This window comes from Pseudomonas sp. NPDC090203, from assembly GCF_044746765.1.
Classification (GTDB): domain Bacteria; phylum Pseudomonadota; class Gammaproteobacteria; order Pseudomonadales; family Pseudomonadaceae; genus Aquipseudomonas; species Aquipseudomonas putida_AD.
On record NZ_JBIVCV010000003.1, the window covers coordinates 14,489 to 38,771 of the forward strand.

Annotated in this window: 26 protein-coding genes and 1 pseudogene; 13 read left to right on the top strand and 14 right to left on the bottom strand. The window is 61.0% G+C overall.

The features are described from left to right. Positions 1-3 precede the first annotated feature (3 nt). Together ACIPO9_RS05535 and ACIPO9_RS05540 are read right to left on the bottom strand one after the other, a co-directional pair. Positions 4-1,512, bottom strand: a complete 1,509-nt coding sequence (locus ACIPO9_RS05535) for an NCS1 family nucleobase:cation symporter-1 (protein WP_400779261.1) — start codon at positions 1,510-1,512, stop codon at positions 4-6. A 216-nt stretch (positions 1,513-1,728) separates the two neighbouring features. Next, positions 1,729-2,724 (bottom strand): aldo/keto reductase, encoded by a 996-nt coding sequence (locus ACIPO9_RS05540; protein ID WP_400779263.1) that lies wholly within the window; start codon positions 2,722-2,724, stop codon positions 1,729-1,731. Positions 2,725-2,970: 246 nt separating this feature from the next. On the opposite strand from ACIPO9_RS05540, the gene ACIPO9_RS05545 reads away from it, so the two are divergent. Both ACIPO9_RS05545 and ACIPO9_RS05550 read left to right on the top strand, forming a co-directional pair. Beyond that, complete coding sequence (locus ACIPO9_RS05545) at positions 2,971-3,528, top strand: ATP-dependent Clp protease proteolytic subunit (protein WP_274134647.1); 558 nt, start codon at positions 2,971-2,973, stop codon at positions 3,526-3,528. 32 nt (positions 3,529-3,560) lie between these two features. Then, positions 3,561-3,725, top strand: coding sequence for a hypothetical protein (locus tag ACIPO9_RS05550; RefSeq protein ID WP_400779265.1), 165 nt, complete (start codon positions 3,561-3,563; stop codon positions 3,723-3,725). 60 nt (positions 3,726-3,785) lie between these two features. On the opposite strand, the gene ACIPO9_RS05555 is transcribed toward ACIPO9_RS05550, so the two are convergent. The 6 genes and pseudogenes from ACIPO9_RS05555 to ACIPO9_RS05580 form a co-directional block, all read right to left on the bottom strand. Next, entirely contained in the window at positions 3,786-3,986 is a 201-nt protein-coding gene (locus ACIPO9_RS05555; protein WP_274134645.1) for a general stress protein, read from the bottom strand. Between the two features lie 135 nt (positions 3,987-4,121). After that, a complete protein-coding gene (locus ACIPO9_RS05560) occupies positions 4,122-4,901 on the bottom strand; it encodes an endonuclease/exonuclease/phosphatase family protein (RefSeq protein WP_274134714.1) in 780 nt (259 codons plus the stop codon). Between the two features lie 118 nt (positions 4,902-5,019). Next, the gene (locus ACIPO9_RS05565) at positions 5,020-6,234 is read right to left on the bottom strand and encodes an MFS transporter (protein ID WP_400779267.1); all 1,215 of its coding nucleotides are present in this window, start codon (positions 6,232-6,234) and stop codon (positions 5,020-5,022) included. A gap of 195 nt (positions 6,235-6,429) precedes the next feature. Beyond that, positions 6,430-8,016 carry an ABC-F family ATPase gene (locus ACIPO9_RS05570; protein ID WP_274134643.1) on the bottom strand — a complete coding sequence of 529 codons (1,587 nt, stop codon included), beginning with the start codon at positions 8,014-8,016 and terminating at the stop codon, positions 6,430-6,432. 12 nt (positions 8,017-8,028) lie between these two features. Further along, positions 8,029-8,391, bottom strand: a pseudogene (locus ACIPO9_RS05575) (site-specific integrase); the annotation flags it as partial. A 680-nt stretch (positions 8,392-9,071) separates the two neighbouring features. Next, positions 9,072-9,503: a hypothetical protein gene (locus ACIPO9_RS05580; protein ID WP_400779269.1), complete on the bottom strand. Its 432-nt coding sequence runs from the start codon at positions 9,501-9,503 to the stop codon at positions 9,072-9,074. 609 nt (positions 9,504-10,112) lie between these two features. On the opposite strand from ACIPO9_RS05580, the gene ACIPO9_RS05585 reads away from it, so the two are divergent. Both ACIPO9_RS05585 and ACIPO9_RS05590 read left to right on the top strand, forming a co-directional pair. Then, positions 10,113-10,313: a hypothetical protein gene (locus tag ACIPO9_RS05585; RefSeq protein WP_274134640.1), complete on the top strand. Its 201-nt coding sequence runs from the start codon at positions 10,113-10,115 to the stop codon at positions 10,311-10,313. A gap of 10 nt (positions 10,314-10,323) precedes the next feature. Beyond that, entirely contained in the window at positions 10,324-10,638 is a 315-nt protein-coding gene (locus tag ACIPO9_RS05590; RefSeq protein ID WP_400606999.1) for a hypothetical protein, read from the top strand. Between the two features lie 9 nt (positions 10,639-10,647). On the opposite strand, the gene ACIPO9_RS05595 is transcribed toward ACIPO9_RS05590, so the two are convergent. Beyond that, the gene (locus ACIPO9_RS05595) at positions 10,648-11,016 is read right to left on the bottom strand and encodes an NUDIX hydrolase (protein WP_400779271.1); all 369 of its coding nucleotides are present in this window, start codon (positions 11,014-11,016) and stop codon (positions 10,648-10,650) included. 220 nt (positions 11,017-11,236) lie between these two features. Beyond that, a complete protein-coding gene (locus ACIPO9_RS05600; RefSeq protein WP_400779273.1) occupies positions 11,237-11,524 on the bottom strand; it encodes a hypothetical protein in 288 nt (95 codons plus the stop codon). A 374-nt stretch (positions 11,525-11,898) separates the two neighbouring features. Between ACIPO9_RS05600 and ACIPO9_RS05605 the strand changes: the two genes are divergently transcribed. The 8 genes from ACIPO9_RS05605 to ACIPO9_RS05640 all read left to right on the top strand — a co-directional run bounded on the left by ACIPO9_RS05605 (position 11,899) and on the right by ACIPO9_RS05640 (position 18,494). Then, a complete protein-coding gene (locus tag ACIPO9_RS05605; protein ID WP_274134632.1) occupies positions 11,899-12,747 on the top strand; it encodes a transporter substrate-binding domain-containing protein in 849 nt (282 codons plus the stop codon). Between the two features lie 64 nt (positions 12,748-12,811). After that, entirely contained in the window at positions 12,812-13,474 is a 663-nt protein-coding gene (locus tag ACIPO9_RS05610; protein WP_274134630.1) for an amino acid ABC transporter permease, read from the top strand. Between the two features lie 12 nt (positions 13,475-13,486). Continuing rightward, the gene (locus ACIPO9_RS05615; RefSeq protein WP_400779275.1) at positions 13,487-14,149 is read left to right on the top strand and encodes an amino acid ABC transporter permease; all 663 of its coding nucleotides are present in this window, start codon (positions 13,487-13,489) and stop codon (positions 14,147-14,149) included. Continuing rightward, on the top strand, positions 14,146-14,937 hold the full coding sequence (locus tag ACIPO9_RS05620) for an amino acid ABC transporter ATP-binding protein (protein WP_400779276.1): 792 nt from the start codon (positions 14,146-14,148) through the stop codon (positions 14,935-14,937). Before ACIPO9_RS05615 ends, ACIPO9_RS05620 begins: the two co-directional genes overlap by 4 nt. A gap of 24 nt (positions 14,938-14,961) precedes the next feature. Next, complete coding sequence (locus ACIPO9_RS05625; RefSeq protein WP_400606992.1) at positions 14,962-15,348, top strand: RidA family protein; 387 nt, start codon at positions 14,962-14,964, stop codon at positions 15,346-15,348. Positions 15,349-15,509: 161 nt separating this feature from the next. Beyond that, complete coding sequence (locus ACIPO9_RS05630; RefSeq protein ID WP_400779278.1) at positions 15,510-16,274, top strand: IclR family transcriptional regulator; 765 nt, start codon at positions 15,510-15,512, stop codon at positions 16,272-16,274. Positions 16,275-16,334: 60 nt separating this feature from the next. After that, on the top strand, positions 16,335-17,540 hold the full coding sequence (locus ACIPO9_RS05635; protein ID WP_400606988.1) for an amino acid deaminase: 1,206 nt from the start codon (positions 16,335-16,337) through the stop codon (positions 17,538-17,540). 12 nt (positions 17,541-17,552) lie between these two features. Continuing rightward, complete coding sequence (locus tag ACIPO9_RS05640; protein WP_274130901.1) at positions 17,553-18,494, top strand: sugar kinase; 942 nt, start codon at positions 17,553-17,555, stop codon at positions 18,492-18,494. A 114-nt stretch (positions 18,495-18,608) separates the two neighbouring features. Here the strand turns inward: ACIPO9_RS05640 and ACIPO9_RS05645 are convergent, their stop codons facing one another. Further along, on the bottom strand, positions 18,609-18,884 hold the full coding sequence (locus tag ACIPO9_RS05645; RefSeq protein ID WP_400606984.1) for a peptidylprolyl isomerase: 276 nt from the start codon (positions 18,882-18,884) through the stop codon (positions 18,609-18,611). Positions 18,885-19,048: 164 nt separating this feature from the next. Here ACIPO9_RS05645 and ACIPO9_RS05650 point away from each other — a divergent pair, with 164 nt between their 5' ends. After that, positions 19,049-20,215, top strand: a complete 1,167-nt coding sequence (locus ACIPO9_RS05650) for a PilT/PilU family type 4a pilus ATPase (protein WP_274130903.1) — start codon at positions 19,049-19,051, stop codon at positions 20,213-20,215. 159 nt (positions 20,216-20,374) lie between these two features. Here ACIPO9_RS05650 and ACIPO9_RS05655 read toward each other — a convergent pair whose 3' ends face one another. The 3 genes from ACIPO9_RS05655 to ACIPO9_RS05665 form a co-directional block, all read right to left on the bottom strand. After that, entirely contained in the window at positions 20,375-21,145 is a 771-nt protein-coding gene (locus tag ACIPO9_RS05655) for a 3-hydroxybutyrate dehydrogenase (RefSeq protein ID WP_400779280.1), read from the bottom strand. A gap of 10 nt (positions 21,146-21,155) precedes the next feature. Next, complete coding sequence (locus ACIPO9_RS05660) at positions 21,156-22,547, bottom strand: GntP family permease (protein WP_400779282.1); 1,392 nt, start codon at positions 22,545-22,547, stop codon at positions 21,156-21,158. A 272-nt stretch (positions 22,548-22,819) separates the two neighbouring features. Continuing rightward, a complete protein-coding gene (locus ACIPO9_RS05665) occupies positions 22,820-24,235 on the bottom strand; it encodes a sigma-54 interaction domain-containing protein (protein ID WP_400779284.1) in 1,416 nt (471 codons plus the stop codon). Between the last annotated feature and the right edge of the window lie 48 nt (positions 24,236-24,283).

Sequence of the window (24,283 nt, forward strand, 5' to 3'; positions counted from 1 at the left end):
CAATCAATGCTTGATGTCTTGCACGGCAATGGCCTCGCCACTGACGTCCTTGAAGCGTTGGCGCCGGTCGGCCAGCAGCAGGTACAACGCCGCGCCGATGGCGGCGCCCATCAGCCAGGAAAACGGCGAAACCGATTCGAAGGCCGGCATCAGCGCCGTGATGGTCGAAATGATCGCGGCGGGAATGAACGCCCAGACCGCGCGCAGGTTGACCCCGCGTGAATAGTGATACGGCCCGGCCGGATCTTCCGTGTACAGCTGCGGCACATCCACACGGCCCTTGCGCAGCAGCCAGTAGTCGGCGGTGATCACGCCGTACAGCGGGCCGAGCAGGGCGCCCAGGCCCGACAGAAAATACACGATCACCACCGGGCTGTTGTAGAGATTCCACGGCAGTATCAGCACCGCGACTGTGGCGCTGAGCATCCCTGCGCGGCGGAAAGTCAGGTAGCGCGGCGCCAGGCTGCTGATGACGAAGGCCGGTGCGACGAAGTTGGCCATGATGTTCACCGCCACCGTGACGATCAGGAAGGCCAGGCAGCCCAGTACCAGAAAGAAGGTATTGGGGATGGTCTTGATGATGTCGGTGGGGCTTTCGATGATCTGGCCGTTGATGGAGAACTGTGCGCCGCAAATGATCACGGTGATGAAGGCGAACAGCAGCACGTTCACCGGCAAGCCCCAGAAATTGCCCTTGCGGATGGTTTTCTTGCAGGGCGCGGAGCGGGAGAAGTCACAGAAATTCAGAATCAGCGTGCCGTAGATCGCCAGCCACAACGCGCTGCCAGCGAAGATGCTGCGCCACATCGACAGCCCCTCCAGCGGCGTCTTGTTCGACCAGGCAATCTGGCCGTTGGCCTGGGTGAACATCCACACCGCCAGGCTGGCGACGGTCAGCAGAATCACGGGCCCGGCGAAGGCTTCATATTTACGGACCATCTCCATGCCGTAGGCCAGAATCACGAATTGCACCAGCCAAATGCTGACGAAACACACCCAGCCAAGGGTTGAGAGCCCTAACAGCGAGTCGTGGTCGTAGCTGTCCAGTGCCGGGTCCAGTGCGGTGAGCAGCACCCGCAGCACCACCGACGCCAGATAAGTCTGAATCCCGAACCAGGCGATGGCGATGACCGCCCGGATCAAAGCCGGAATCTGCGCGCCGAAGATGCCGAAACTGACCCGGCTGATGACCGGAAACGGCACGCCGGTCTTCACGCCCATGTCACCGGTGAGGTTCATGCACAGGTAGACGAATGCTGCACCGATGGCGAGTGACAGCATGATCTGCCAGCCGCCCAGCCCCAAGGCATAGAGGCCGATGGCGAAGGAGTAGTTGGCGAGATTGTGTACATCATTGGTCCAAAGGGCAAAGATACTGTATCCACCCCATGTTCTGCCTTCGGCGCGTCGGGGCGCGAGGTCGTGGTTGTGAAGGCGGGGGCTCAGGGCCGGGTGATCGGCGGTGGAGGCATGGGCGGCAAGGGCTGGATCCAGGGTGTTGTCTACTGGCATGTTCAACAATCTCCGGCGCTATTTGTATTTGTTTTTGTATACAGTGCGCTGGAGAGACTAACCGAAATGCCAGATGAGTCAACGGGGATGTTACAGATGGTCGGTGGTAGATGCCCCGTAGCAGTCCGGCTTGCCGGCGGGGGCGATTTGGAGGACGCCCCCGCCGGCAAGCGGAGCGCCGCCCGGCCGGGCTGCTACGGATAAGAGTTGTGAAGGTCAATCCTTCATCGGCACCGGCGCTTGCGCCGCGATGAAGCCCTGATCGCGCATGGCCTGCCAGAACCCGTCCGGCACCTGCGCGTGTAAGGCCGTCACATCCTCGGTGATCCGCGTAGGGCGGCTGGCGCCCGGGATCACCGCCGCGACCAATGGGTTGGCCAGCACGAACTGCAAGGCCGCTGCCTTGATGTCCACCTGATATTGCCGGGCGATTTCCTGGATGTGCGCCACCTTGTCCAGCATCGCCGCTGGCGCCGGCTGGTACTCGAAATGCTGGCCGCCCACCAGCACGCCCGAGCTGTATGGCCCACCCACGACGAATTCAGCGTTGTGCTCCCGGGCCTTGCTGAACAGGCGTTGCAGTGGTTGGTCGTGGTCCAGCAGAGAGTAGCGTCCGGCCAGCAGAAAACCGTCAGGCTGTGCTTCACCCAAGTCCAGGGTCAGCTCGCAAGGTTCGACGCGGTTGACGCCCAGGCCCCAGGCCTTGATGACGCCTTCCTCGCGCAACCGGGTCAGGGTCCTGAAGGCGCCTTTGCGGGCAATATTGAAGTGTTCGATCCATTCGTCACCGTGGGCATCCTGGGCGATGTCGTGGACGAACACGATGTCCAGCCGGTCGGTGTTCAGGCGCTCCAGGCTCGCGGCAATCGAACGCATGGTCGCGTCGGCGGAGTAGTCGGTGACTATTCTGTTCTTCAGGCCTTCGCTGAACGGGCCGCTGCGGGGGCTGTCGTCCAGCTCATCGGACACCAGGCGCCCGACCTTGGTGCTGAGGGTGTATTGGTCGCGAGGCTGGCTGGCCAGCGCCTGGCCCAGCCGCAGTTCGGAGAGGCCTGCACCGTAGATCGGCGCTGTGTCGAAGTAGCGAATGCCCTGATCCCACGCCGACTGCACGGTGGCGGCGGCTTCTTCTTCGCTGATGGTGCGAAACATGTTGCCCAGTGGGGCAGAGCCGAAGCCCAGATGGCCAATGATCTTGTCGTGCAGACTCATATGAGTGTCCTGTCTGGTGTCATGGAGTGTGGGGATGCGGATTCTTAACTGATCCCTCAGTGAAGCAGGAGTTCGGCCGTAGGAGCGCGCTTGCCCGCGATAGCGATCTTTCAGACACATCAGCGGTGATTGTTGCACTGCTGTCGCGGGCAAGCGCGCTCCTACAGGGTGTGGATGCAACTTTCATGGGCCGGAACGCTTCCAACCTTTGACCAGGCATCGTTATCCGGCAGCGGAGGGCAGTTGATGACCGAGCACATCGTTCACTTTCATTGCGGGGTCGACCAGGCCAGCACCGAGCAATTGCGCGACCGCTGCCTCGAGGCCATCGGCAAGGGCGCCACGGGGCTGCTGTTGAACCTGTCCACGGCAGGTGGCAGCACGGCGCTGGGGTTCACGCTGTACAACTTTCTGAAATCCCTGAAGGTGCCGATCCGCGCGCTCAACAGCGGCAATATCGAATCCATGGGCATTGTCATTTACCTGGCCGCCCATGAGCGCATCGTCTGCCCCCATTCGCGGTTCCTGATCCACCCCATGAGCTGGTACTTCAACCAGAGCTCGGTGGACCACTCGCGGATTCGCGAATACCTGCGCAGCCTCGATAATGACCTGCAGCGCTACGTGAATATCTATCTGAGTGAAACCGAGGGCGCGGCGCACCCGGTGGATATCGGCAAGTGCCTGTCGGCAGAGGAAAAGGTCATTCGGGCAGAAGATTCGCTGGCCTGCGGGATCGCCCATCGGGTCGAGCAGTATCAATTCCCTGAAGACGCGGTCCACTGGACGGTCAGCGCCAGCTAAGCTCCATACACAAGAAATGAGGAAGAACGGCCATGCAAACTCACATCAACGTCCCCGAACCCAAGCCCCACGGCGCTGTTCAGACTGAAGAAGAGATTGAGGTGGACGTCGATAACGACCCCGGCAACGAAGACCCAGGCTCACAGTTCGACCGCGATGCCACCGTGCCCTTGATCGATCCTGACCACCCGACTTGATTGCAGCCAAAAAAAGAGCGAGAGCTTTCGCCCTCGCTCGTCTCTCTGACTTTCAATAAATCAGGATTTGCGGCCTGCGCCGCCTTGTGGCATCGAACCGCCTTTTTTGTTGGCATCTGAGCGGTTTGCGTCGGTTGCTTTCTGCCGGTCGTTGGCGACGTTGCTGCCGCCCGAAGCCTGGCCGCCTTTCTTGCCAGCATCGCTGGCTTTTTCGCGGTCGTTCTGGAAGTTGCCAGGGTTCGATTTTCCGGTGTTAGCCATGATTGCGTACCTCTTGTTATGAGAAGTGCGAGTCATGTGGCTCGCATAATGTGGGATGAGGTACAGCAAGGTTGGTTTAAACAATTGGCCGCTTACCTGACAAACGGATGATGGCCGCATGGCTCCATGGCGGCGCTACATGTGCACTTCGACCGCCAGCGGCAGGTGGTCGGACAGGTGCGTCCAGGGGCGCGTGCCGAGAATCTTCGGATTGTGGCTGGTGGCATTGCGCAGGTAGATCCGGTCCAGGCGCAGCAGGGGGAAACGCGCTGGATAAGTCTTCGCCAGCCGCCCGTGGCTGCGCTCGAAGGCCTCGTGCAGGTAGGTGCAGCGCGCCAGCCGCTTGTTGCCTTGCAACTGCCAGTCGTTGAAATCTCCGGCAATCACCACCGGCGCATGCTCGGGCAGGGAGTCGAGCAGGGCGCACAGCAAGTCCAGTTGCAACTGCCGGTGGCTCTCCAAGAGACTCAGGTGCACGCAGATCGCATGGACTTCCTCATGCCCCGGCACCTGCAACACGCAGTGCAACAGGCCGCGGCGTTCGGGGCCGGTGATCGAGACGTCGAGATTGCGGTATTGCAGGATGGGGTATTTGGACAGCAATGCATTGCCGTGGTGGCCGTCGGGGTAGACCGCATTACGGCCGTAGGCAAAGTCGCTCCACATGCTGTCGGCGAGAAACTCGTATTGCGAGGTCATCGGCCAGTCATGGTAGCGGGCGGCGTGGCGATCGTGGCCGCCAAGCACCTCTTGCAAAAACACCAGGTCGGCGCCCGTACTGCGCACCGCTTCGCGCAGTTCCGGCAGAATGAAGCGCCGGTTCAGCGCGGTAAAGCCTTTGTGGGTATTGACCGTCAGCACACGCAAACGGTGAACGTCGGGCATGCCAGCCAGTTGCGAAGGGGTGGCACCCATGCCATCCGGGTCGGGAATCACACGCACGCTCCTGTTCGGTGAGCTACTGGGGTGTAATAGGTCCGACCGGAGGCAGGCGCGGCAGTTCAGGCTTTTTTTGCCCCGCGCCTGGCTGCGCTTATAACCGCGTATCGACTGCCGGCCGGCGTGACAGCAACAGCGTCAGGGCCAGTGCCAGCACCGACAGGAGCGCGGCGAAGAAAAAGATCCAGCCATAACCCATGCCCAGCGCAATCGCGCCCATCAGCGGGCCGGAAACCGCCAGCGCCAGGTCGAAGAACACCGCATAGGCGCCCAGGCCCGCGCCCCGGCTGCTGTTGGGCACCTGTTTGATCGCCTCGACACCAATCGCCGGGTACACCAGCGACAGGCCAAAACCGGCAAATCCCGCACCGATCAGCGCCACCAGGGTATTGGGCGCCAGCCACAGCAGCACCAGGCCCACGGTTTCAACCGACATGCAGACGATGGCCGAGCGGTAGCCGCCGAAACGGTTGATGGCGTTGATGAAAAACAGCCGGGCGACGATGAAGCACACGCCGAACACCGTCAGGCACCAGGCAGCGCCTTGCCAGCCGCGGCTGACGTAGAACAGGGTGATGAAGGTGGTCAGGGTGCCATAGCCGATGGATGACAGCGTAAGGCTCAGCCCGTAAGGCGCCACGCGCCCGAACACAGACCAGAACGGCATGCGGTCGCCGCGCACCACCGGCACCGGTGGTTTGTTGCGGATTAGCAGCAGGGCGCCCATGGCGAGCGCCGCCAACACCAGCCCCAGACTGACGAACCCCAGGGCATCGACCATCAGCACGCCCAGCGGTGCGCCAATGGCGATGGCGCCGTAGGAGGCGATGCCGTTCCAGGAAATCGAGCGCGCCGTGTGTTCTGCGCCGACCAGGCCGATGCACCAACTGATGGTGCCGACGCCGATCAGTCCTTGGGATGCGCCGAGGATCAGCCGGGCGATGATCAGGATCGCAAGACTGATGCTGGCAAGGCTTTGCAGCAGGATGGCCACCACCGTCAGCGCGCCACTGATCGCGATGCCTGTGAGGCCGTAGACGATGGCGCGCTTGGTGCCGATGTTGTCGCAGATGCCGCCGGCGAAAGGTCGGCTGAGCAATGTCGCCAGGTACTGCGCACCGATGACCAGCCCGGCCACCACCGCGCTGAACCCCAATTGGTCATGCACGTAGCCCGGCATCACCGCGATGGGCAGGCCGATGCACAGGAATGCGATGAAGGTATAGAAGACTATGGAGACGATCTGCAGGGTAATCGCCGTTGAACTGGCGTTGCGGACGGGGGTATCGGGCGGCAAGGCGGCGGACATAGGACTCTTCGCTGGAGCGGTGGGAGTGGTGCATCATCATTACCCGAGGCGAGCGGAAATGAAAGCAGGCTAACGATTTAAACCGACATTTGTTGGCGCAATCATTGATCTGCACATTTACCCCGGGAAGCGGGATGCGCCAATAAAAAAGCCCCGTCACGGGACGGGGCTTCGGGATTACCGCGGGGGCGTGTTTTAGAACACCACACCCTGGCTGCGCAGGTAATCGTCGTAGGTGCCGCTGAAGTCGGTCACGCCGTCGGCGCTCAACTCGATGATGCGGGTGGCCAGGGACGATACGAACTCGCGGTCGTGGCTGACGAAGATCAGCGTGCCCGGGTAGTTTTCCAGCGCCAGGTTTAGCGCCTCGATGGATTCCATGTCCAGGTGGTTGGTCGGTTCGTCCATCACCAGCACGTTCGGCTTCTGCAGGATCAGCTTGCCGAACAGCATGCGGCCCTGCTCACCACCGGAGATGACCTTCACCGATTTCAGGATTTCGTCGTTGGAAAACAGCATGCGACCCAGGGTGCCACGGATCACTTGCTCGCCCGAAGTCCACTGGCCCATCCAGTCGAACAGGGTGACGTCGTCTTCGAAGTCGTGGGCGTGGTCCTGAGCGTAATAGCCCAGCTCCGCGCTCTCGGTCCACTTCACGGCGCCCGCATCCGGCGCCAGTTCGCCCATCAGCGTGCGCAGCAGGGTGGTCTTGCCGATACCGTTCGGGCCGATGATCGCCACGCGCTCGCCGGCTTCAACGGTGAAGCTGAAATTCTTGAACAGCGTCTTGCCGTCGAAGCCTTTGGACATGTGCTCGATGGTCACGGCCTGGCGGTGCAGCTTTTTGGTCTGTTCGAAACGGATGAACGGGCTGACGCGGCTCGATGGCTTGACCTCGGCCAACTGGATCTTGTCGATCTGCTTGGCGCGGGAAGTGGCCTGCTTGGCTTTCGAGGCGTTGGCCGAGAAGCGGCTGACGAAGGTCTGCAGCTCGGCGATCTGGGCTTTCTTCTTGGCGTTGTCCGACAGCAACTGCTCGCGGGACTGGGTCGCGGCGGTCATGTACTCATCGTAGTTGCCCGGGAACAGGCGCAGCTCGCCGTAGTCCAGGTCAGCCATGTGGGTGCAGACGCTGTTGAGGAAGTGACGGTCGTGGGAAATGATAATCATGGTGCTGTTACGCGCCGTGAGAATGGTTTCCAGCCAGCGAATGGTGTTGATATCCAGGTGGTTGGTCGGTTCGTCGAGCAACAGCACTTCAGGATCGGAGAACAGCGCCTGGGCCAGCAGCACGCGCAGTTTCCAGCCTGGCGCGACTTCGCTCATCGGGCCGAAATGCTGTTCCAGCGGAATACCCAGGCCCAGCAGCAGCTCGCCAGCGCGGGATTCGGCGGTGTAGCCGTCCATCTCGGCGAATTCGGTTTCCAGCTCCGCCACAGCCATGCCGTCGTCTTCGGTCATTTCCGGCAGCGAGTAGATACGGTCGCGCTCGGCCTTGACCTTCCACAGCTCCTCGTGACCCATGATCACGGTGTCGATCACGCTGAACTGCTCGTAGGCGAACTGATCCTGACGCAGTTTACCCAGACGAACGTTCGGCTCGAGCATCACCTGGCCACCGGACGGGTCCAGATCGCCACCCAGGATTTTCATGAAGGTGGATTTGCCACAGCCGTTGGCACCGATGAGGCCATAACGATTGCCGTTGTTGAATTTGACCGAAACGTTCTCGAACAGCGGCTTGGGGCCGAACTGCATGGTGATGTTAGCTGTGGAGATCAATTGCTTTACCTATCAAGGAGTTACTGATTGCTGGTTTTGGCCTTGGACCAGGTTTGGACCAATCCTTAGCTTTTCCATCTCACCCCAATCGCCGCTCGAACTGAGCCAGCGCGCATAAGTGGAGAGCAGCATCTGGACTGAGTGTCCGAGCTGTTGGGCAATAAAGGAGGGATTCATGCCAGACATTATGCAGATTGTCGCATAAGTATGACGACAGTTATACGGTGGACGGTGTCGCACCCCCAGTTCGCGCAGGGTTGGGACCCACTGCTTGTGCAGGTCGGAGGTCTGGCGGATGTGCGCCGAGTTCTTGAAGGGAGGAAAGCAGTAGGCGAAATCCTTTCCCGCGCCACGCCTTCTGCCCGGCCAATGTTCAAGAAACGATTGGCGCAGTGACCCTCCGGTGGCTGGTTGCCGCCTTGGTAACCGAGCGCCATGGCACCTGCTGATGCGGTCAGGGAGTGGGTTATCCAGTTGGTGGAGCAGGAAGGGAACACGGTGTAGCGGGGCAGTGGGGCCGGCGGTGGAGTCTTAGTCCGAGCCGCCGGCAGAGAGCGGTGTCACTCTACGATGCAGATCCAGCGATGATTTTGCCGGTACGGCGCTCGAGTGAAGTGAACATCTGCAACCAGGTTCATTCCTCTTTCTTGGAGCGCTTCGGTCAGTTGTACGAGTGTCTCTGCCTGGATAGTCATTACTGTCACCTCGTCAGATTTACTGCGTTCATAATTCTTGACCTGGCGGGCAAGTCACAAATTCATTTTTTCTACTCTGGCGATTATTGAATCTGAGGAACCCGGCCCCGCTACTGGCGAGAGGCCGGGTGATGCAGGTGGCCGATCTGCTCGTAGCACCTGGGCTTTACCTGGCAGAACTCGGGCTGCTGAAGCATTGTGAGCCTCCATTTTTACCGCTGTATGCATATACAGTAAAAAGGATCCAAACGGATGGCAATAGGCAAGGAGTACAAATGTTCTCAGTTCGGATCAAAACATGAAAAAGCCCGCTCAAGTGGCGGGCTTTCGGTTGGCAATGGCTAAGCAGCGAAACTTCCGTCAAAGCTTGTAGGAATATTTTTCCTCAACCTTTCGCTTTTCCAGGGTGTAGCCCTTCATATCAATTTCATCGGCAGCGAGCTTACTATCCAACTCATCGAGGTCGGCTTTCTTCAAGCTCTTCACGTGCGCTCTGGTGGCTTGATAGTTTATGGACTCCGCCGCGTCATACCCGCTTACTGGATCCCATAGAATGGAAATCGGCCACAACAGTAGGTTCACGACCCCGTAACCATATGCTCGACCATAAAATGAGCCGCCGCCAGGCAACAGTCCGAGCCCAGCAGCAGCGCCCGAGTTCTTTTCCTCAACTGCCAAGTTATTTGCGCGATAGCTTGCAAGCTCCGCTTCTTGAGATGAGTTAAGCCCGGTCGCGCATCCTGCAGTCAGTGCGATTAACGTGGCTACGGTAAAATTGCGTACTACTTGCATCACCAGCTTCCTTTGGATGTACCCGTTCTCAGCCCTCACTGGGCATAGCTGGCCAATTTTACACAAGTAGTGGCACTTTGGCTCCTGCAGCATCGCGCATCACGTTTATAGGTACAAAAAGCCCGGTCTGCGCTTCGCCGCCTAGAGGGGGAGGCCATGCAGTGGCTGGGCAGGGTTGTAAGCGTATCTCTTCGCTGCTAATACTCAGCAGATCTAGCCAGGAGGTGCAGGATGTTTGAGCGGTATGACGAGCAAGCCAGGGATAGAAAACTCTCGGTATTGATAACCATTTTCATCCTGGTGCCGTGCACCCTCTTCGCTTTCCGAAGCTCCTGGTGGGCAGGCGTCGGTTTTGCAGTTTTGACGGTCTTGTTCGGCGTCCCCCCGCTCGTCCTGGGAAAGGATGGATATGAGAAGTACTTGCGGGTCCTGGAGCACATTTCCATCCTCGGCTTTTTGGGATAGTCCAACATCGGGGTAAGAGCCGTGCATATGTAGGAAGCGTCTGTTTTTAATGTCCCTCCATTGCCAAGCGCGCCAGGGCCTTCCAGACTTCCGGGCAACCAGTCAGCGCCTAAGCGCGCTCACCTTCGTCTCACATGGATGGACATGAACATGCCGCGCAAGGACATTCGCAATAATTCGTCTCGCCCTTTGATTTCTCGCCTGATGGACGTGCGCATGATCGCCATGACCACAGGTTCGGCGACCATCGCAAACCTGCTGGTGCCCGGCATGGGCAGCGCTGCGGTGGGTGCGGTGCTCGGCGCCGCCTGCGCGCTGCATATCCTCAAATCCCGGGATTTCTGAGGCGTTGGCGATGAGCGAGACCCAGTTTCAGTATTCGTTCTTCATTAGCGTGGCGGCGATTGCCGTCTACATTGCCAGCGCGCTTTTCTACCGTCAGACACCGGACCTCACCCACGCGCTGCTCATTGCCACGTCCTGCTCAAGCGCGGTGGCCGCAGTGCTGGCCGGGGTCATGGCCTATACCGCGACGCCCGAGCAGTTGGGTGTGCTGCGTGAGCACAAGGCCGGAGTGGTAACGGGCACCTTGGCACTGATCTGGATTTCGGTCTCGGCCACCTACAAAAGCCTGATGCACCCCAGACGCTGCGCGCTAAGGAAAGCCTGAGCTGGCTGGCTATGACTTAACGTCGTCCAGAAATGCCTTGACGATGGACTTGGCGGACGGATTGACCTTGATATCGCACAGTTGCTTGGCCGTGAACCACTGGCAATCAGCGATTTCATTCCTGGCAGTGGGTGTGGCCATGAAGGTGACAGACACTTCAAAGACGTGATGCAGCACTTCGCCGCCTTCGAAACGGGTGACGTAGGAAAGGTCCTCGAGGATCAGACCGGTTTCCTCTCGCAGTTCACGGGAGGCAGCCTGGGCAGGGGATTCATCGGCTTCGATCTTGCCGCCGGGGAGTGTCCACTTGGCCTTGGGTTTGCGCACGTACAGGATCTGGTCATCCCGTCGGCAAATCACAGTTGCGCGTTGTTTCATTTCAATTTCCTTCACCGTACACCTGTGAGAAGCGCAATGACTGTACATAGTCACAGCCTTGTCACAAAAACTTCATAAACCTTTGAAGCATTTACGGTGCCAACGTTCCCTTGTTGTTATTCCATTCTTTACGCGTCTGATTCCATCTTAGGGCAGCGGGAGCCCGAGCGGGTGCGGGTTCACACAAAGTTCATATGTGAACCCTACCCAGGAGTTGAACTTATTGTTTGGGCGCAGTTGATTTCTTGTGCACGGTGGAGGCGGGCTTTTCATTGCTCTTGGACGGGGCCGCCTTCTTCTCTTTGCCGGGCGCTTGCGGGTTGGCCGGTTTTTTCTCCAGGCCATCGGCATCACCGCCGTTTCCGCCTGCCGGTGTGGTCGGGTTGATCCCGGGCGGCAGGGCCGAGCCGCCGGCGTCTGCGGCCGAGGTTGACCCCGCCAGGCTCAGGGCAGGGCTCATGCTCAGCAGGCCTGCCAGGAACAGGCTTGCCAATGTGTGCGTGTTCATGATGCGTCTCCTTTGAACAGAGGCATTACCTGGTCTTAGGCCCTCATGGGCATGTCAATGTCCCGCGCCCGGTGACAAACGGTCGATCAACCTTTCCCAGGCTTGAGCGCATGGCGCTCCTGATGCGCGATTGTGGGGCTTTACGCACAACACTGGGGCCGCGTTACCCGTGGATGTGGCCTTCAGTAGCGGGCAGCGGGCGGCTCCTAAGACTGCCGATGATGGCATTTCAACTCTAGCTCATTGATCTCGCGAGCTTTTTCCCGGCCCTTTCTTTTTGCCGATTCTGTGGCACACTTCCTGCTATTCATTCCGTTGTTACAAACTAGGTTCCGCTATAGCGGAATTAATAACGACTCGACGGAGCTTCTCCCATGCATCGCGGACCCTCATTTGTGAAAGCTTTTGCGTTTGTTCTGGCGGCTGCGGCCACCTGCGTTTCTGTGGCGCAGGCGGCAGACAGCAAACTTGACAGCGTCTTGCAGCGCGGCCATCTGGTCGTGGGCACCGGCAGCACCAACGCGCCTTGGCACTTCCAGGGTGCCGACGGCAAATTGCAGGGCTTTGATATCGACATTGCGCGCATCGTCGCAAAGGGTTTGTTCAACGACCCGTCGAAAGTCGAATTCGTGGTGCAATCGTCCGATGCGCGGATTCCCAACCTGCTGACCGACAAGGTCGACATGAGCTGCCAGTTCATCACCGTCACTGCCAGCCGCGCGCAACAGGTTGCGTTCACCCTGCCGTACTACCGCGAGGGCGTGGCGCTGTTGCTGCCGAACAACAGCAAGTACAAGGAAATCGACGACCTGAAAGGCGCGGGCGAGGGCGTCACTGTCGCGGTGCTGCAAAACGTCTATGCCGAGGAGCTGGTGCATCAGGCGCTGCCCAAGGCCAAAGTTGACCAGTACGACAGCGTCGATCTGATGTACCAGGCCATCAACTCCGGTCGCGCCGACGCGGCCGCCACCGACCAGTCTTCGGTCAAATACCTGATGGTGCAGAACCCTGGCCGTTATCGTTCCCCGGCCTTCGCCTGGAGCCCGCAGACCTACGCCTGCGCCGTCAAACGTGGCGACCAAGACTGGCTGAACTTCGTCAACACCGCGCTGCATGAAGCCATGACCGGTGTGGAATTCCCGGCGTATGCGGAGTCCTTCAAGAAGTGGTTCGGCGTTGACCTGCCGACTCCAGCCATTGGCTTCCCGATGGAATACAAGTAACGCAACCTGCAACTGACGGGGCAGAGAGGGCCGTGGCGCCTTCCTGTCCCAGGTACTTTTGACCATGAATTATCAGTTGAACTTTGCGGCAGTCTGGCGGGATTTCCCCAGCCTGCTGGCGGGGCTGGGCCTGGGCCTTGAACTGGCCCTGATTTCCATCGCCATCGGCTGCGTGATCGGCCTGATGGCTGCGTTTGCGATGCTGTCAAAGTACCGCGCGCTGCGCATCGTCGCGTCGGTGTATGTCACCGTGATTCGCAACACGCCGATCCTGGTGCTGATCCTGCTGATCTACTTCGCCTTGCCGAGCCTTGGTATTCGCCTGGACAAGATTCCGTCGTTCATCGTGACCCTGTCGGTCTACGCCGGGGCCTACCTGACCGAAGTGTTTCGCGCAGGCCTGCTCAGCATCCACAAGGGCCAGCGCGAAGCGGGCCTGGCCATCGGCCTGGGTGAATGGCAGGTGCGGGCGTACATCATCGTTCCGGTGATGCTGCGCAACGTGCTGCCGGCGCTGTCGAACAACTTCATCTCGCTGTTCAAGGACACCTCGCTGGCCGCGGCCATCGCGGTGCCGGAACTCACTTATTACGCGCGCAAGATCAACGTCGAAAGCTACCGGGTGATCGAAACCTGGCTGGTGACCACGGCGTTGTATGTCGCGGCCTGTTACCTCATCGCCATGCTCTTGCGCTACCTCGAACAGCGCTTGGCGATTCGCCGCTAGGAGGCTGCCGATATGTACGAACAACCTGGCTGGCTGCAGGAGTTGTGGATTGCCCGCGAGCCGTTGTGGGCGGGTTTTGTGACCAGCATTCAGTGTGCGGGCCTGGCGATTGTCCTGGGTACGATCCTGGGCATGTTCGCCGGTCTGATCCTGACCTATGGCAAGTGGTGGGCACGCCTGCCGTTTCGCGCCTACGTCGATCTGATTCGCGGCACACCGGTCTTCGTGCTGGTGCTGGCGTGCTTCTACATGGCGCCGGCCCTTGGCTGGCAGATCACCGCGTTCAAGGCGGGCGCACTGGGCCTGACGCTGTTCTGCGGCTCCCACGTCGCGGAAATCGTGCGCGGCGCGCTGCAGGCCATTCCCCGTGGGCAACTGGAAGCCGGCAAGGCCATCGGCCTGACGTTCAGCCAGTCGCTGAGCTACGTGCTGCTGCCTCAGGCGTTGCGCCAGATCCTGCCGACCTGGGTGAACTCGTCCACGGAAATCGTCAAGGCTTCGACCCTGTTGTCGGTGATCGGGGTGGCCGAGTTGCTGCTCAGCACGCAACAGATCATCGCCCGTAACTTCATGACCCTCGAGTTTTACCTGTTCGCCGGATTCCTCTTCTTCGTCATCAATTACGCCATCGAGCTTCTCGGGCGCCAAATCGAAAAACGGGTGGCCTTGCCATGACTCTGACTCAAACCGCACAAGCCGCCCCGGCGCTCCTCAGCATCGAAGGGCTGCACAAATCCTACGGGCCGGTGGAAGTGCTCAAGGGCGTTGACCTCAAGATGAACAAGGGCAACGTCGTCACCCTGATCGGTTCCAGCGGCTCGGGCAAGACCACCTTGCTGCGCTGCGTGAACCTGCTCGAAGAGTTCCAGGGCGGGCACATTCGTCTCGAAGGCCAGGACATCGGCTACAGCGACGTCAACGGCAAGCGCGTTCGACACCCCGAACGCGTGATCGCCCAGCACCGGGCGATGACCGGCATGGCGTTCCAGCAGTTCAACCTGTTCCCGCACCTGACTGCGCTGCAGAACGTCACCCTGGGCCTGCTCAAGGTGAAAAAGCTGCCCAAGGACCAGGCCGTCGCCCTGGCCGAAAAATGGCTGGAGCGCGTGGGCCTGCTTGAACGCCGCAATCACTACCCGGGGCAGTTGTCCGGTGGGCAGCAGCAACGCGTGGCCATTGCCCGCGCCATCGCCATGAACCCAAGCCTGATGCTGTTCGACGAAGTGACGTCCGCGCTCGATCCGGAGCTGGTCGGCGAGGTGCTGAGCGTCATCAAGGGCCTGGCCGAAGAGGGCATGACCATGCTCTTGGTCACCCACGAAATGCGCTTTGCGTACGAGGTGTCCGACCAGATCGTCTTCATGAACCAGGGCCGCATCGAAGAGCAGGGCCCGCCCAAGGCGCTGTTCGAGCAGCCGAAGTCGGCGCGCCTGGCAGAATTTCTCAAGAACATTCGTTTTTAACCGCTCAACCCAAGGAGATCTTTCATGAGCATTACTCGTTACGGCGCAGGTAGCACCGCAGGTGGCGGCCAGCCACGTCCATTCGCCCGCGCAGTCGAGGCTGACGGCTGGCTGCACGTGTCCGGCCAGGTGCCAGCGCGCGATGGCGAAATCATCGTGGGCGGCATCGTCGAGCAGACCCACCAGACCATGCAGAACCTGGTCGCGATCCTCACCGAAGCCGGTTACGGCCTGGAGGACGTGGTGCGTGTGGGTGTCTGGCTGGAAGACCCGCGTGACTTCTGGAGCTTCAACAAGGTGTTCGGCGAATACTTCAAGCCCGAGCACGCCCCGGCGCGCGCCTGCGTGCAGGCGAACATGATGGTCGATTGCAAGGTCGAGATCGATTGCATCGCCTACAAGAAGAAATGAAGCAGTTGAAAGCCGCAAGCTCCAAGCTTCAAGCTGTGCGCGTGTATCAAGACGATACGCGTGCGGCTTGAAACTTGTAGCTTGAAGCTAAAAACTGGCGACTTTTTTCTCAAGGTAAAGGTGCTTAACGCACCCCCGCCGCTCAGCTTGGAGCTGCTGTTATGACCGAAGACACCATCAAACGCCGGGCACGTGGTCTGGACCGGGCGTTCGAGATTCTCGATTTCCTCAAGGAAAAGGGCACGCCTTTGCGGCCCAATGAAATTGCCAGCGGCATCGGCAGCCCGAAATCGACGGTCTATGAGCTGGTCAGTTCGCTGCTCGAGCGGCGGATCCTCGAGACCGTGGGCAAGGAGGGCCATGTGTACCTGGGGCGCCAGCTGTATTTTCTGGGCCAGGCGCATCTGCGGCATTTCGATTTTACCCGTGAGGCTGAAGGCAGCCTGAACGAAATCGTCGAGCAGACCCGCGAAACCGCGCAGATGTGCCTGCTCAACGGGCGCAAGTACACCGTCGCGCTGATGAAGGAGGGCGCCCGGCATTTCCGGATTTCCTCGGACATCGGCGAAGACGCCCCGATCCCATGGACGGCCTCGGGCCGCCTGCTGCTGGGGCATCTGAGCGATCAGTCGATCATCGACCTGATCGACGAAGACGATTTCATTCTCCCGGACGGCCAGCGCCTGCCGATCGAGACCTTTCTCGGCGAGATCCGCAAGGCGCATGAAGAAGGCTTTTTTTCCTTCAACAGCATCGCCGATACCTTTACCCATTGTTTCGCCGCACCGGTCAGGGACAAGCAGGGCATCTGCATCGCGACCCTGTGCATTGTCGCGCCCCGGGCGGACGCCAAGACCCATTACGAACACTACCGCAAGGTGCTGATCGACAGCGCCAACGGCCTGGCCCGTCGGGTCAACGATTAACCGGTTCAAAGACTGCGCGGTTCCCGATCCGCCATCGAACAAGAATTCAGGAGACTACACATGAGCACTGCCGCACTGGAAAAAGGCGCCACCCAGCCTGGCGATCACCTGGTCAGGGATGTCAGCCTGCCTGCGCTGGTCATTCACGACAAGGCACTGCAACACAACATTCGCTGGATGCAGAAATTCGTCAGCGACAGCGGCGCGGAACTCGCGCCCCACGGCAAGACCAGCATGGTGCCGGCGCTGTTCCAGCGTCAGTTGCAGCAAGGCGCATGGGGCATCACCCTGGCCACTGCCACCCAGACCCGCGCCGCCTATGCCCACGGTGTGCGCCGTGTGCTGATGGCCAACCAGTTGGTCGGCGCGCCGAACATGGCGATCATTGCCCAGATGCTGGCCGACACTCAGTTCGATTTCCACTGCATGGTGGACCATCCGGACAACGTCAAGGCGCTGGGTGAGTTCTTCGCCTCCAAGGGCGTGCAACTCAACGTGATGATCGAATACGGCGTGGTCGGTGGCCGTTGCGGTTGCCGCACCGAGCAGGAGGTCATGGATCTGGCCGACGCCATCGCCGCGCAACCGGCCCTGAAACTCACCGGTATCGAGGGTTACGAAGGCGTGATCCACGGCGACAAGGCCATCGCCGGGATTCGTGCGTTCGCAGCCTCCCTGGTGCGCCTGGCGGTGACCCTGCAGGACAAGGGCGCCTTTGCCCTGGATCGCCCGATCGTCACGGCGTCGGGCTCGGCCTGGTACGACCTGATCGCCGAGGAGTTCGACAAGCAGCAGGTTCGCGAACGCTTCCTCGGCGTGCTGCGCCCCGGCAGCTATGTGGTACACGACCACGGCATCTACAAAGAGGCGCAATGCTGCGTGCTCGACCGCCGTCAGGATCTCTCCGAAGGCCTGCAACCGGCCATGGAAGTCTGGGCGCACGTGCAGTCGATGCCCGAGCCCGGCTTTGCGGTGATTGCCCTGGGCAAGCGTGACGTGGCGTTTGACGCCGGCATGCCGAACCCGATCAAGCGTTACAAGGCCGGCGTGGTGCCTGCCGTGGGCGACGATGTCAGCGCCTGCAAGGTGACCGCTGTGATGGATCAGCACGCGTTCATGACCGTGGCGCCGGGATGTGACCTGAAAGTGGGCGACATCATTTCCTTCGGCACTTCGCACCCGTGCCTGACCTTCGATAAATGGCGCACCGGCTGCCTGGTAGGTGATGACCTGAGCGTGATCGAATCCTTCGACACCTGCTTCTGACGGAGATGGGCGATGAGTGAACTTGTCAGCCACAGCCACCCGCGGGTGGCGCTGATCGGCGAATGCATGATCGAGTTGCAGCAGCACGCCAACGGCACCCTCAAGCAGAGCTTCGGTGGCGATACCCTGAACACGGCGGTCTACCTGTCGCGCTTGCTGGGTTCGGCGGCGCAGGTCGATTACGTCACCGCGCTGGGCGACGACAGTTTCAGCGATGCCATGTGTGCGATCTGGACCGAGGAGGGCATCGGCCTGAGTCAGGTCCAGCGCTTGCCGGGGCGTTTGCCTGGGCTGTATTGCATCCAGACCGACGAAAACGGCGAGCGGCGCTTTCTGTACTGGCGCAACGAGGCGGCGGTGCGCGAGTGTTTCACCACGCCGTCCGCCGACGCTGTGCTGGAGGCGCTGGTGCAATACGACGTCCTGTACTTCAGCGGCATCACCCTGGCGGTGCTGGGCGAAGTCGGACGGGCGCGGCTGCTCTCGACCCTGGGCGACGCCCGGGATCGTGGGGCCTGCGTGGTGTTCGACAACAACTACCGGCCGCGTCTGTGGCGCAGCGTCGATCAGGCCCGCCAGGCGTACCGTTCGGTCATGCACGAGGTCGATGTGGCCTTGCTCACCGAAGACGATGAGCAGGCGCTGTTCGGCTACACCGACAGCGAGCAGATCCTGAGCGCTTACCGCGACATGGGTGTGAAGGAAGTGGTGGTCAAGCGCGGCGCCCAGAGTTGCCTCGTGCGCGCCGACAATCGCCGATATGAAATTGCGGCGCAACCGGTGAGCAAGGTGATTGATACCACGGCGGCGGGGGATTCGTTCAGTGCGGGTTATCTTGCCAGGCGTCTGCGTGGTGGTGGCCCGCAGGAAGCGGCAGAGGCGGGGCACCGGCTGGCCAGCCTGGTGATCCAGCATCCGGGCGCGCTGATTCCACGCAGCGTGATGCCCGCCTGATTTACCCCGTAGCAGCACGGCTTGCCGGCGGGAGCGATTATCCTGTGACGCAAAGGTCGCCTGATACACCGCTCCCGCCGGCAAGCCGTGCTGCTACGAAGGCGACACGCAGGGTCAATCCCGGAAAAACACCTGCACCAGGTGGTAGCCGAACTTGCTCTTCACCGGCCCGTGCACCGTGCGCAGCGGTTTCTTGAAGATGATCTGATCGATGGCGGACACCATCTGGCCGGGGCGCACCTCGCCCAGGTCGCCGCCGCGCTTGCCGGACGGGCAGGTGGAGTACTTCTTTGCCAGTACATCGAACGCTTCGCCCTGGGCAATGCGTTGCTTGAGCTTCTCGGCTTCTTCGGCGGTCTTGACCAGAATGTGCCGGGCTTGAGCTTTCATGATGAAAATGCCTCGATAAAAAAGCCGCGCATTATGCCCTTGCGGCGGGATTTCAGGTAATTTCCTTCACTTTCGTCGAGCCTGCAGCATGCGTCTAGTCTTAGGGGCGCGAACGTTGCTGTCGACCTACAGTCTTCTTAAAACCTTTATGTGCGGTGTGACTTATGGATTTCCCGGCGTTGTTGAAGGTTCTTGCCACCCAGGACGGATCGGATCTCTATCTCTCCACCGGTGCGCCGCCGTGCGCCAAGTTCAATGGCGTGCTCAAGCCCCTGGGCACCGAGGCCTTCAAGCCTGGCGACGTGGCGCTGATTGCCGACGGCATCATGGACGCCGAACAGAAGCAGGATTTCGAACGCGAGCTTGAGATGAACCTGGCGTTTTCCCTGTCGGGGGTCGGGCGTTTCCGGATCAACATCTTCAAGCAGCGCAACGAGGTGTCCATCGTCGCGCGTAACATCAAGCTCGACATCCCCAAGTTCGAAGACCTGCACCTGCCGCCCGTGCTGCTGGACGTGGTCATGGAAAAACACGGGCTGGTGTTGTTCGTCGGCGCGACCGGCTCGGGCAAGTCCACGTCGCTTGCGGCGTTGATCGACCACCGCAACCGCCACGCCAGCGGGCATATCATCACCATCGAGGACCCGGTGGAGTTCATCCATCGGCACAAGAAGTCGATCATCAACCAGCGCGAAGTCGGGGTCGATACCCGCAGCTTCCATGCCGCGCTGAAGAACACCCTGCGCCAGGCGCCGGACGTGATCCTGATCGGCGAGATCCGCGACCGTGAAACCATGGAACACGCCCTGGCGTTCGCCGACACCGGCCACCTGGCGATTTCCACCCTGCACGCCAACAACGCCAACCAGGCGCTGGACCGCATCATCAACTTCTTCCCCGAAGAGCGTCGGCCGCAGTTGCTGCACGATCTGGGCAACAACCTCAAGGCGTTCGTGTCCCAGCGGCTGGTCAAGACCAAGGACGGCAAGCGCCGGGCGGCGGTGGAAGTGATGCTCGGCACGCCGACCATTCGCGACCTGATTCACCGCAACGAGCTGACCGAACTCAAGGGCATCATGGAGAAGTCCACGAACCTGGGCATGCAGACGTTCGACAATGCGCTGTATGACCTGGCCATCGAAGGGGCGATCAGCGAAGACGAAGCGCTGAAGAATGCCGACTCGGCGAACAACGTGCGCCTGCGCCTGAAGCTGCACAACGAAAACGGCCCGAGCACCATCACCACACCACCCCCGGCGCCACAGCCTGCGGCCCAGGTGGACGTGAAGGATTGGGGGTTGGTGGACGAGCGGGATGAACCGGGTTCCTAGAGCAATGGCGGCTCCCAGGACGCCCCCGCCGGCAAGCCGTGCTGCTACGACGGTTCGATGTGATCGCCGATGTTGTGGACGACGTTGAAACCGTAGCAGCACGGCTTGCCGGCGGGGGCGATTTCAAGGATTACGCATGAGTCAGCCGCAAAGGCAATCTCAGCGCGCCAGCCACCCTCCATCGATATTCCACGCCGCCCCACGCACCTGCGCGCCGGCTTCGCTGCACAGAAACAGCGTCAACTCACCCAGCTGCGTCGGCGTGACAAACTCCAGCGAAGGCTGTTTTTCGGCCAGCAGGTCATGCTTGGCCTGCTCCAGGTCGCCGGTTTCAGCGCCGCGATCGTCGATCTGCTTCTGCACCAGTGGCGTCAGCACCCAGCCGGGGCAGATGGCGTTGCAGGTCACTTTGCTGGTCGCCGTCTCCAGGCCGACCACCTTGGTCAGCCCGATCACCCCGTGCTTGGCTGCCACGTAGGCCGCCTTGCCGGTCGAGCCCACCAGGCCGTGCACTGAAGCGATGTTGACGATGCGCCCCCAGCCCTTGGCCTTCATGCCCGGCAGGCACAGGCGGGTGCTGTGGAACACCGAGGACAGGTTGATCGCGATGATCTTGTCCCAGCTTTCCACCGGGAAGTCTTCCACCGCATCGACGTGCTGGATGCCGGCGTTGTTGACCAGAATGTCCACGCCGCCAAACTCGCGCTCGGCATAGGCGATCATGTCGGCGATCTGCGCTACGTCGCTGACGTCCGCCGGGTGGTGGCCGACCTTGCCACCGAACTGCTTGACCTGCTCGATCACCGCCGACGCATCGCCGAAGCCGTTGAGCACCAGGTTCGCCCCGGCTTTGGCCAGCGTCAGGGCGATGCCCAGCCCAATGCCGCTGGTGGAGCCGGTGACCAATGCGGTTTTGCCTTGCAGACTCATGTTCGATTCCTCATACGATGCCGGTTGCATAGAACGTGGCGATCACCACGAAGACCGCCAGGGTCTTGATGATGGTGATACCGAAGATATCCTTGTACGCCTCGCGGTGGGTGAGCCCCGTGACCGCCAGCAGCGTGATGACGGCGCCGTTGTGGGGCAGGGTGTCCATGCCGCCGCTGGCCATGGCCGCGACCCGGTGCAGGACCTCCAGCGGAATGTTGGCGGCGTGGGCGGCGCTGATGAAACTGTCGGACATCGCCGCCAGCGCGATGCTCATGCCGCCCGAGGCCGAGCCGGTGATACCGGCCAGCAAGGTCACGGTGATCGCTTCGTTGACCAGCGGATTGGGAATGGACTTGAGCCAGTCCGCCAGCACCAGAAAACCCGGCAGGGAGGCGATCACCGCGCCGAAGCCGTACTCGGACGCCGTGTTCATCGCCGCCAGCAGCGCGCCACTGACCGCGCCCTTGCTGCCCTCGGCCAGCTTCGATTTCACGGCGCCGAAGGCGAACAGCAGCACGAACACAATGCCCACCAGCAAAGCTGCTTCAACGGCCCAGATTGCGGTGATCTTGGAGATTTCAGTCTGCACCGGCGCCGCCATGCCCGGCAGCGCCAGGGTGTGGGTCTTGCCGTACCACTGGGGAATCCACCGGGTGAACAGCAGGTTCATCACGCCCACCAACAGCAAGGGCGCCAGGGCGATCCAGGGGTTGGGCAGCCGGATGTCCTCGGCGGTTTCCGGCTCGTTGCGCAGTTCGGTGCCGTAACCTTCACCGGCGCGCTGGGCCTTGTTGCGCTGGCGCTGGAGGAACAGCATGCCGGCGCAGAACACGAACGCGGTGCCGATCAGGCCCAGCCAGGGCGCGGCCCAGGCGGTGGTGTTGAAGAAGGTCGAGGGGATGATGTTCTGGATCTGCGGCGTGCCGGGCAGGGCGTCCATGGTGAAGGAGAACGCACCCAAGGCGATGGTCGCGGGAATCAGGCGCTTGGGGATGTCGCTCTGGCGGAACATCTCGGCGGCAAAGGGGTACACCGCGAACACCACCACGAACAGCGAAACGCCGCCGTAGGTGAGCAAGGCGCAGACCAGCACGATCACCAGCATCGCCTGACGGGTGCCCAGGAGCCTGATGGCGGCGGCGACGATGGAGCGGGAAAACCCGGACAGCTCGATCAGCTTGCCGAACACGGCGCCGAGCAGGAACACGGGGAAGTAGAGTTTGACGAAGCCCACCATCTTGTCCATGAACACGCCGGTGAAGGCCGGGGCCACGGCGGAAGGGTCGGTCAGCAGCACCGCACCCAGGGCGGCGATGGGGGCAAAGAGAATAACGCTGTAACCACGGTAAGCAGCAAGCATCAACAGCGCAAGGGCTGCCAAGGCGATGATCACACTCATCGAGTGTCTCCTGTTGTTTTTCTTATGGAAGCGGTCGAGCCGCGTAACAGGAGGTATAGCCAGTTTTGTGCCAGTTGGCTAAGTGATTGATTTATATCAATTATTTTAGATGAGAACCTCAGCGGCGTGCGTTAAAGTCTCATTATTGAGACACCCGACCCGTAGCAGCACGGCTTGCCGGCGGGGACATTCTCAAGATCGCTCCCGCCGGCAAGCCGTGCTGCTACGGGAACGTCGTTTGAACTGCTGTCTCTTTTTGTGGACGTGTCTCGTTATTGAGACTCAACAATCCCCAACGCCGCCATCTTTTTGTAAAGCGTCGACCGTCCCAGCCCCAACTGCTGCGCCGCCAGCACCACGTTGCCCTTGCATTGGGCCAGGCGCGTCTGGATCAGATCGCGGTCGAAGCGCTGCCGGGCATCGCTGTAGGACTCCTGGCTGGCTGAAGCCGACAGCACAGGAGCCGTCCTCACCACAGGCACCAGCGTGCCGATGGCCGCCCGGATGTCCTCGGCTTCAAGGTGCGGGTCGTCACTGAGCAAGGCGGCGCGCTCCAGCACATTGCGCAGTTCGCGGATGTTGCCCGGCCAGGCGTGCTGCCCAAGCATTGCCATTCCCGAGGGCGTCAGATCATGCTGGCTGCGCAGCTCCTCCAGAATCGCCTCGCTCAGGGCCGGCAGGTCATCCAGCCGCTCGCGCAAGGGCGGCACGGCAATCGGCAGCACGTTGAGGCGGTAATACAGGTCAGCGCGGAACTCGCCGCGCTTGATCGCCGCTTCAAGGTCGGTGGAGGTTGCGGCGATCAACCGCACGTCGCTCTTGACCATCTGGTTGGAGCCCACGGGTTCGTATTCTTTCTCCTGCAACACCCGCAACAACTTGCTCTGCAAAGGCAGGGGCATGTCGCCGATCTCGTCGAGAAACAGCGTGCCGCCCTCGGCCAGGTGCAGCTTGCCCTGGCGACCACGACGATCCGCGCCGGTAAACGCGCCCGGTGCGGTGCCGAAAAACTCGGCTTCAAGCAGGGTCTCCGGAATCGCCGCGCTGTTGATGCTCACGAACGGCTTGTGCGCCCGTGGCGACGTGTTGTGGATGGCGTGGGCCAACAGCTCCTTGCCGGTGCCGGTTTCGCCCAGCAGCAATACAGGCGATTCCGTGCTGGCGCTGCGCCGCGCCCGGCGCTTGACTTCAAGGCTGGCGGCACTGGTGCCGATGAAATGCGCAAAGCTGTACTTGGCCTGGCGCTGGCGTAAAAGCGAGCGGGTCGAGGCCAGCTCCTGCTGCATGCTCAGGTAACGCTTGAGCAGCGGCGACAGCGCGTGCAGCTCATCGAACAGGGCAAAGCCGATGGCGCCGATCACCCCGCCGACGTCGTCGTGGATCGGCAGGCGCATCACCACCAGCGGGTCCTTGGCGGTGTCCATCATGTCCAGCAGGATCGGCTGGCCGTTGCTCGCCACCTGGCGCAGCAGGCTGCCGGGAATCACTTTCTCACAGGGCTGACCGACCGCACGGCTGGCATCTTCCAGCCCGAAACGCCTGGCATATCGCTCGTTGATCCAGACGATCCGCGCTTCCTTGTCCCCGATCACAGTACCTTCACTGGACTGCTCGATGATTTCGAACAGCGAACGGATCGCCAGTCGCCGCACGCGTCGGTAATCCTTGAGGCTGTCACTGTCTTTCATGCACTGTTCCGTAGTTCCTGTTACTCCGGCAACTGGCCGCACAGACTG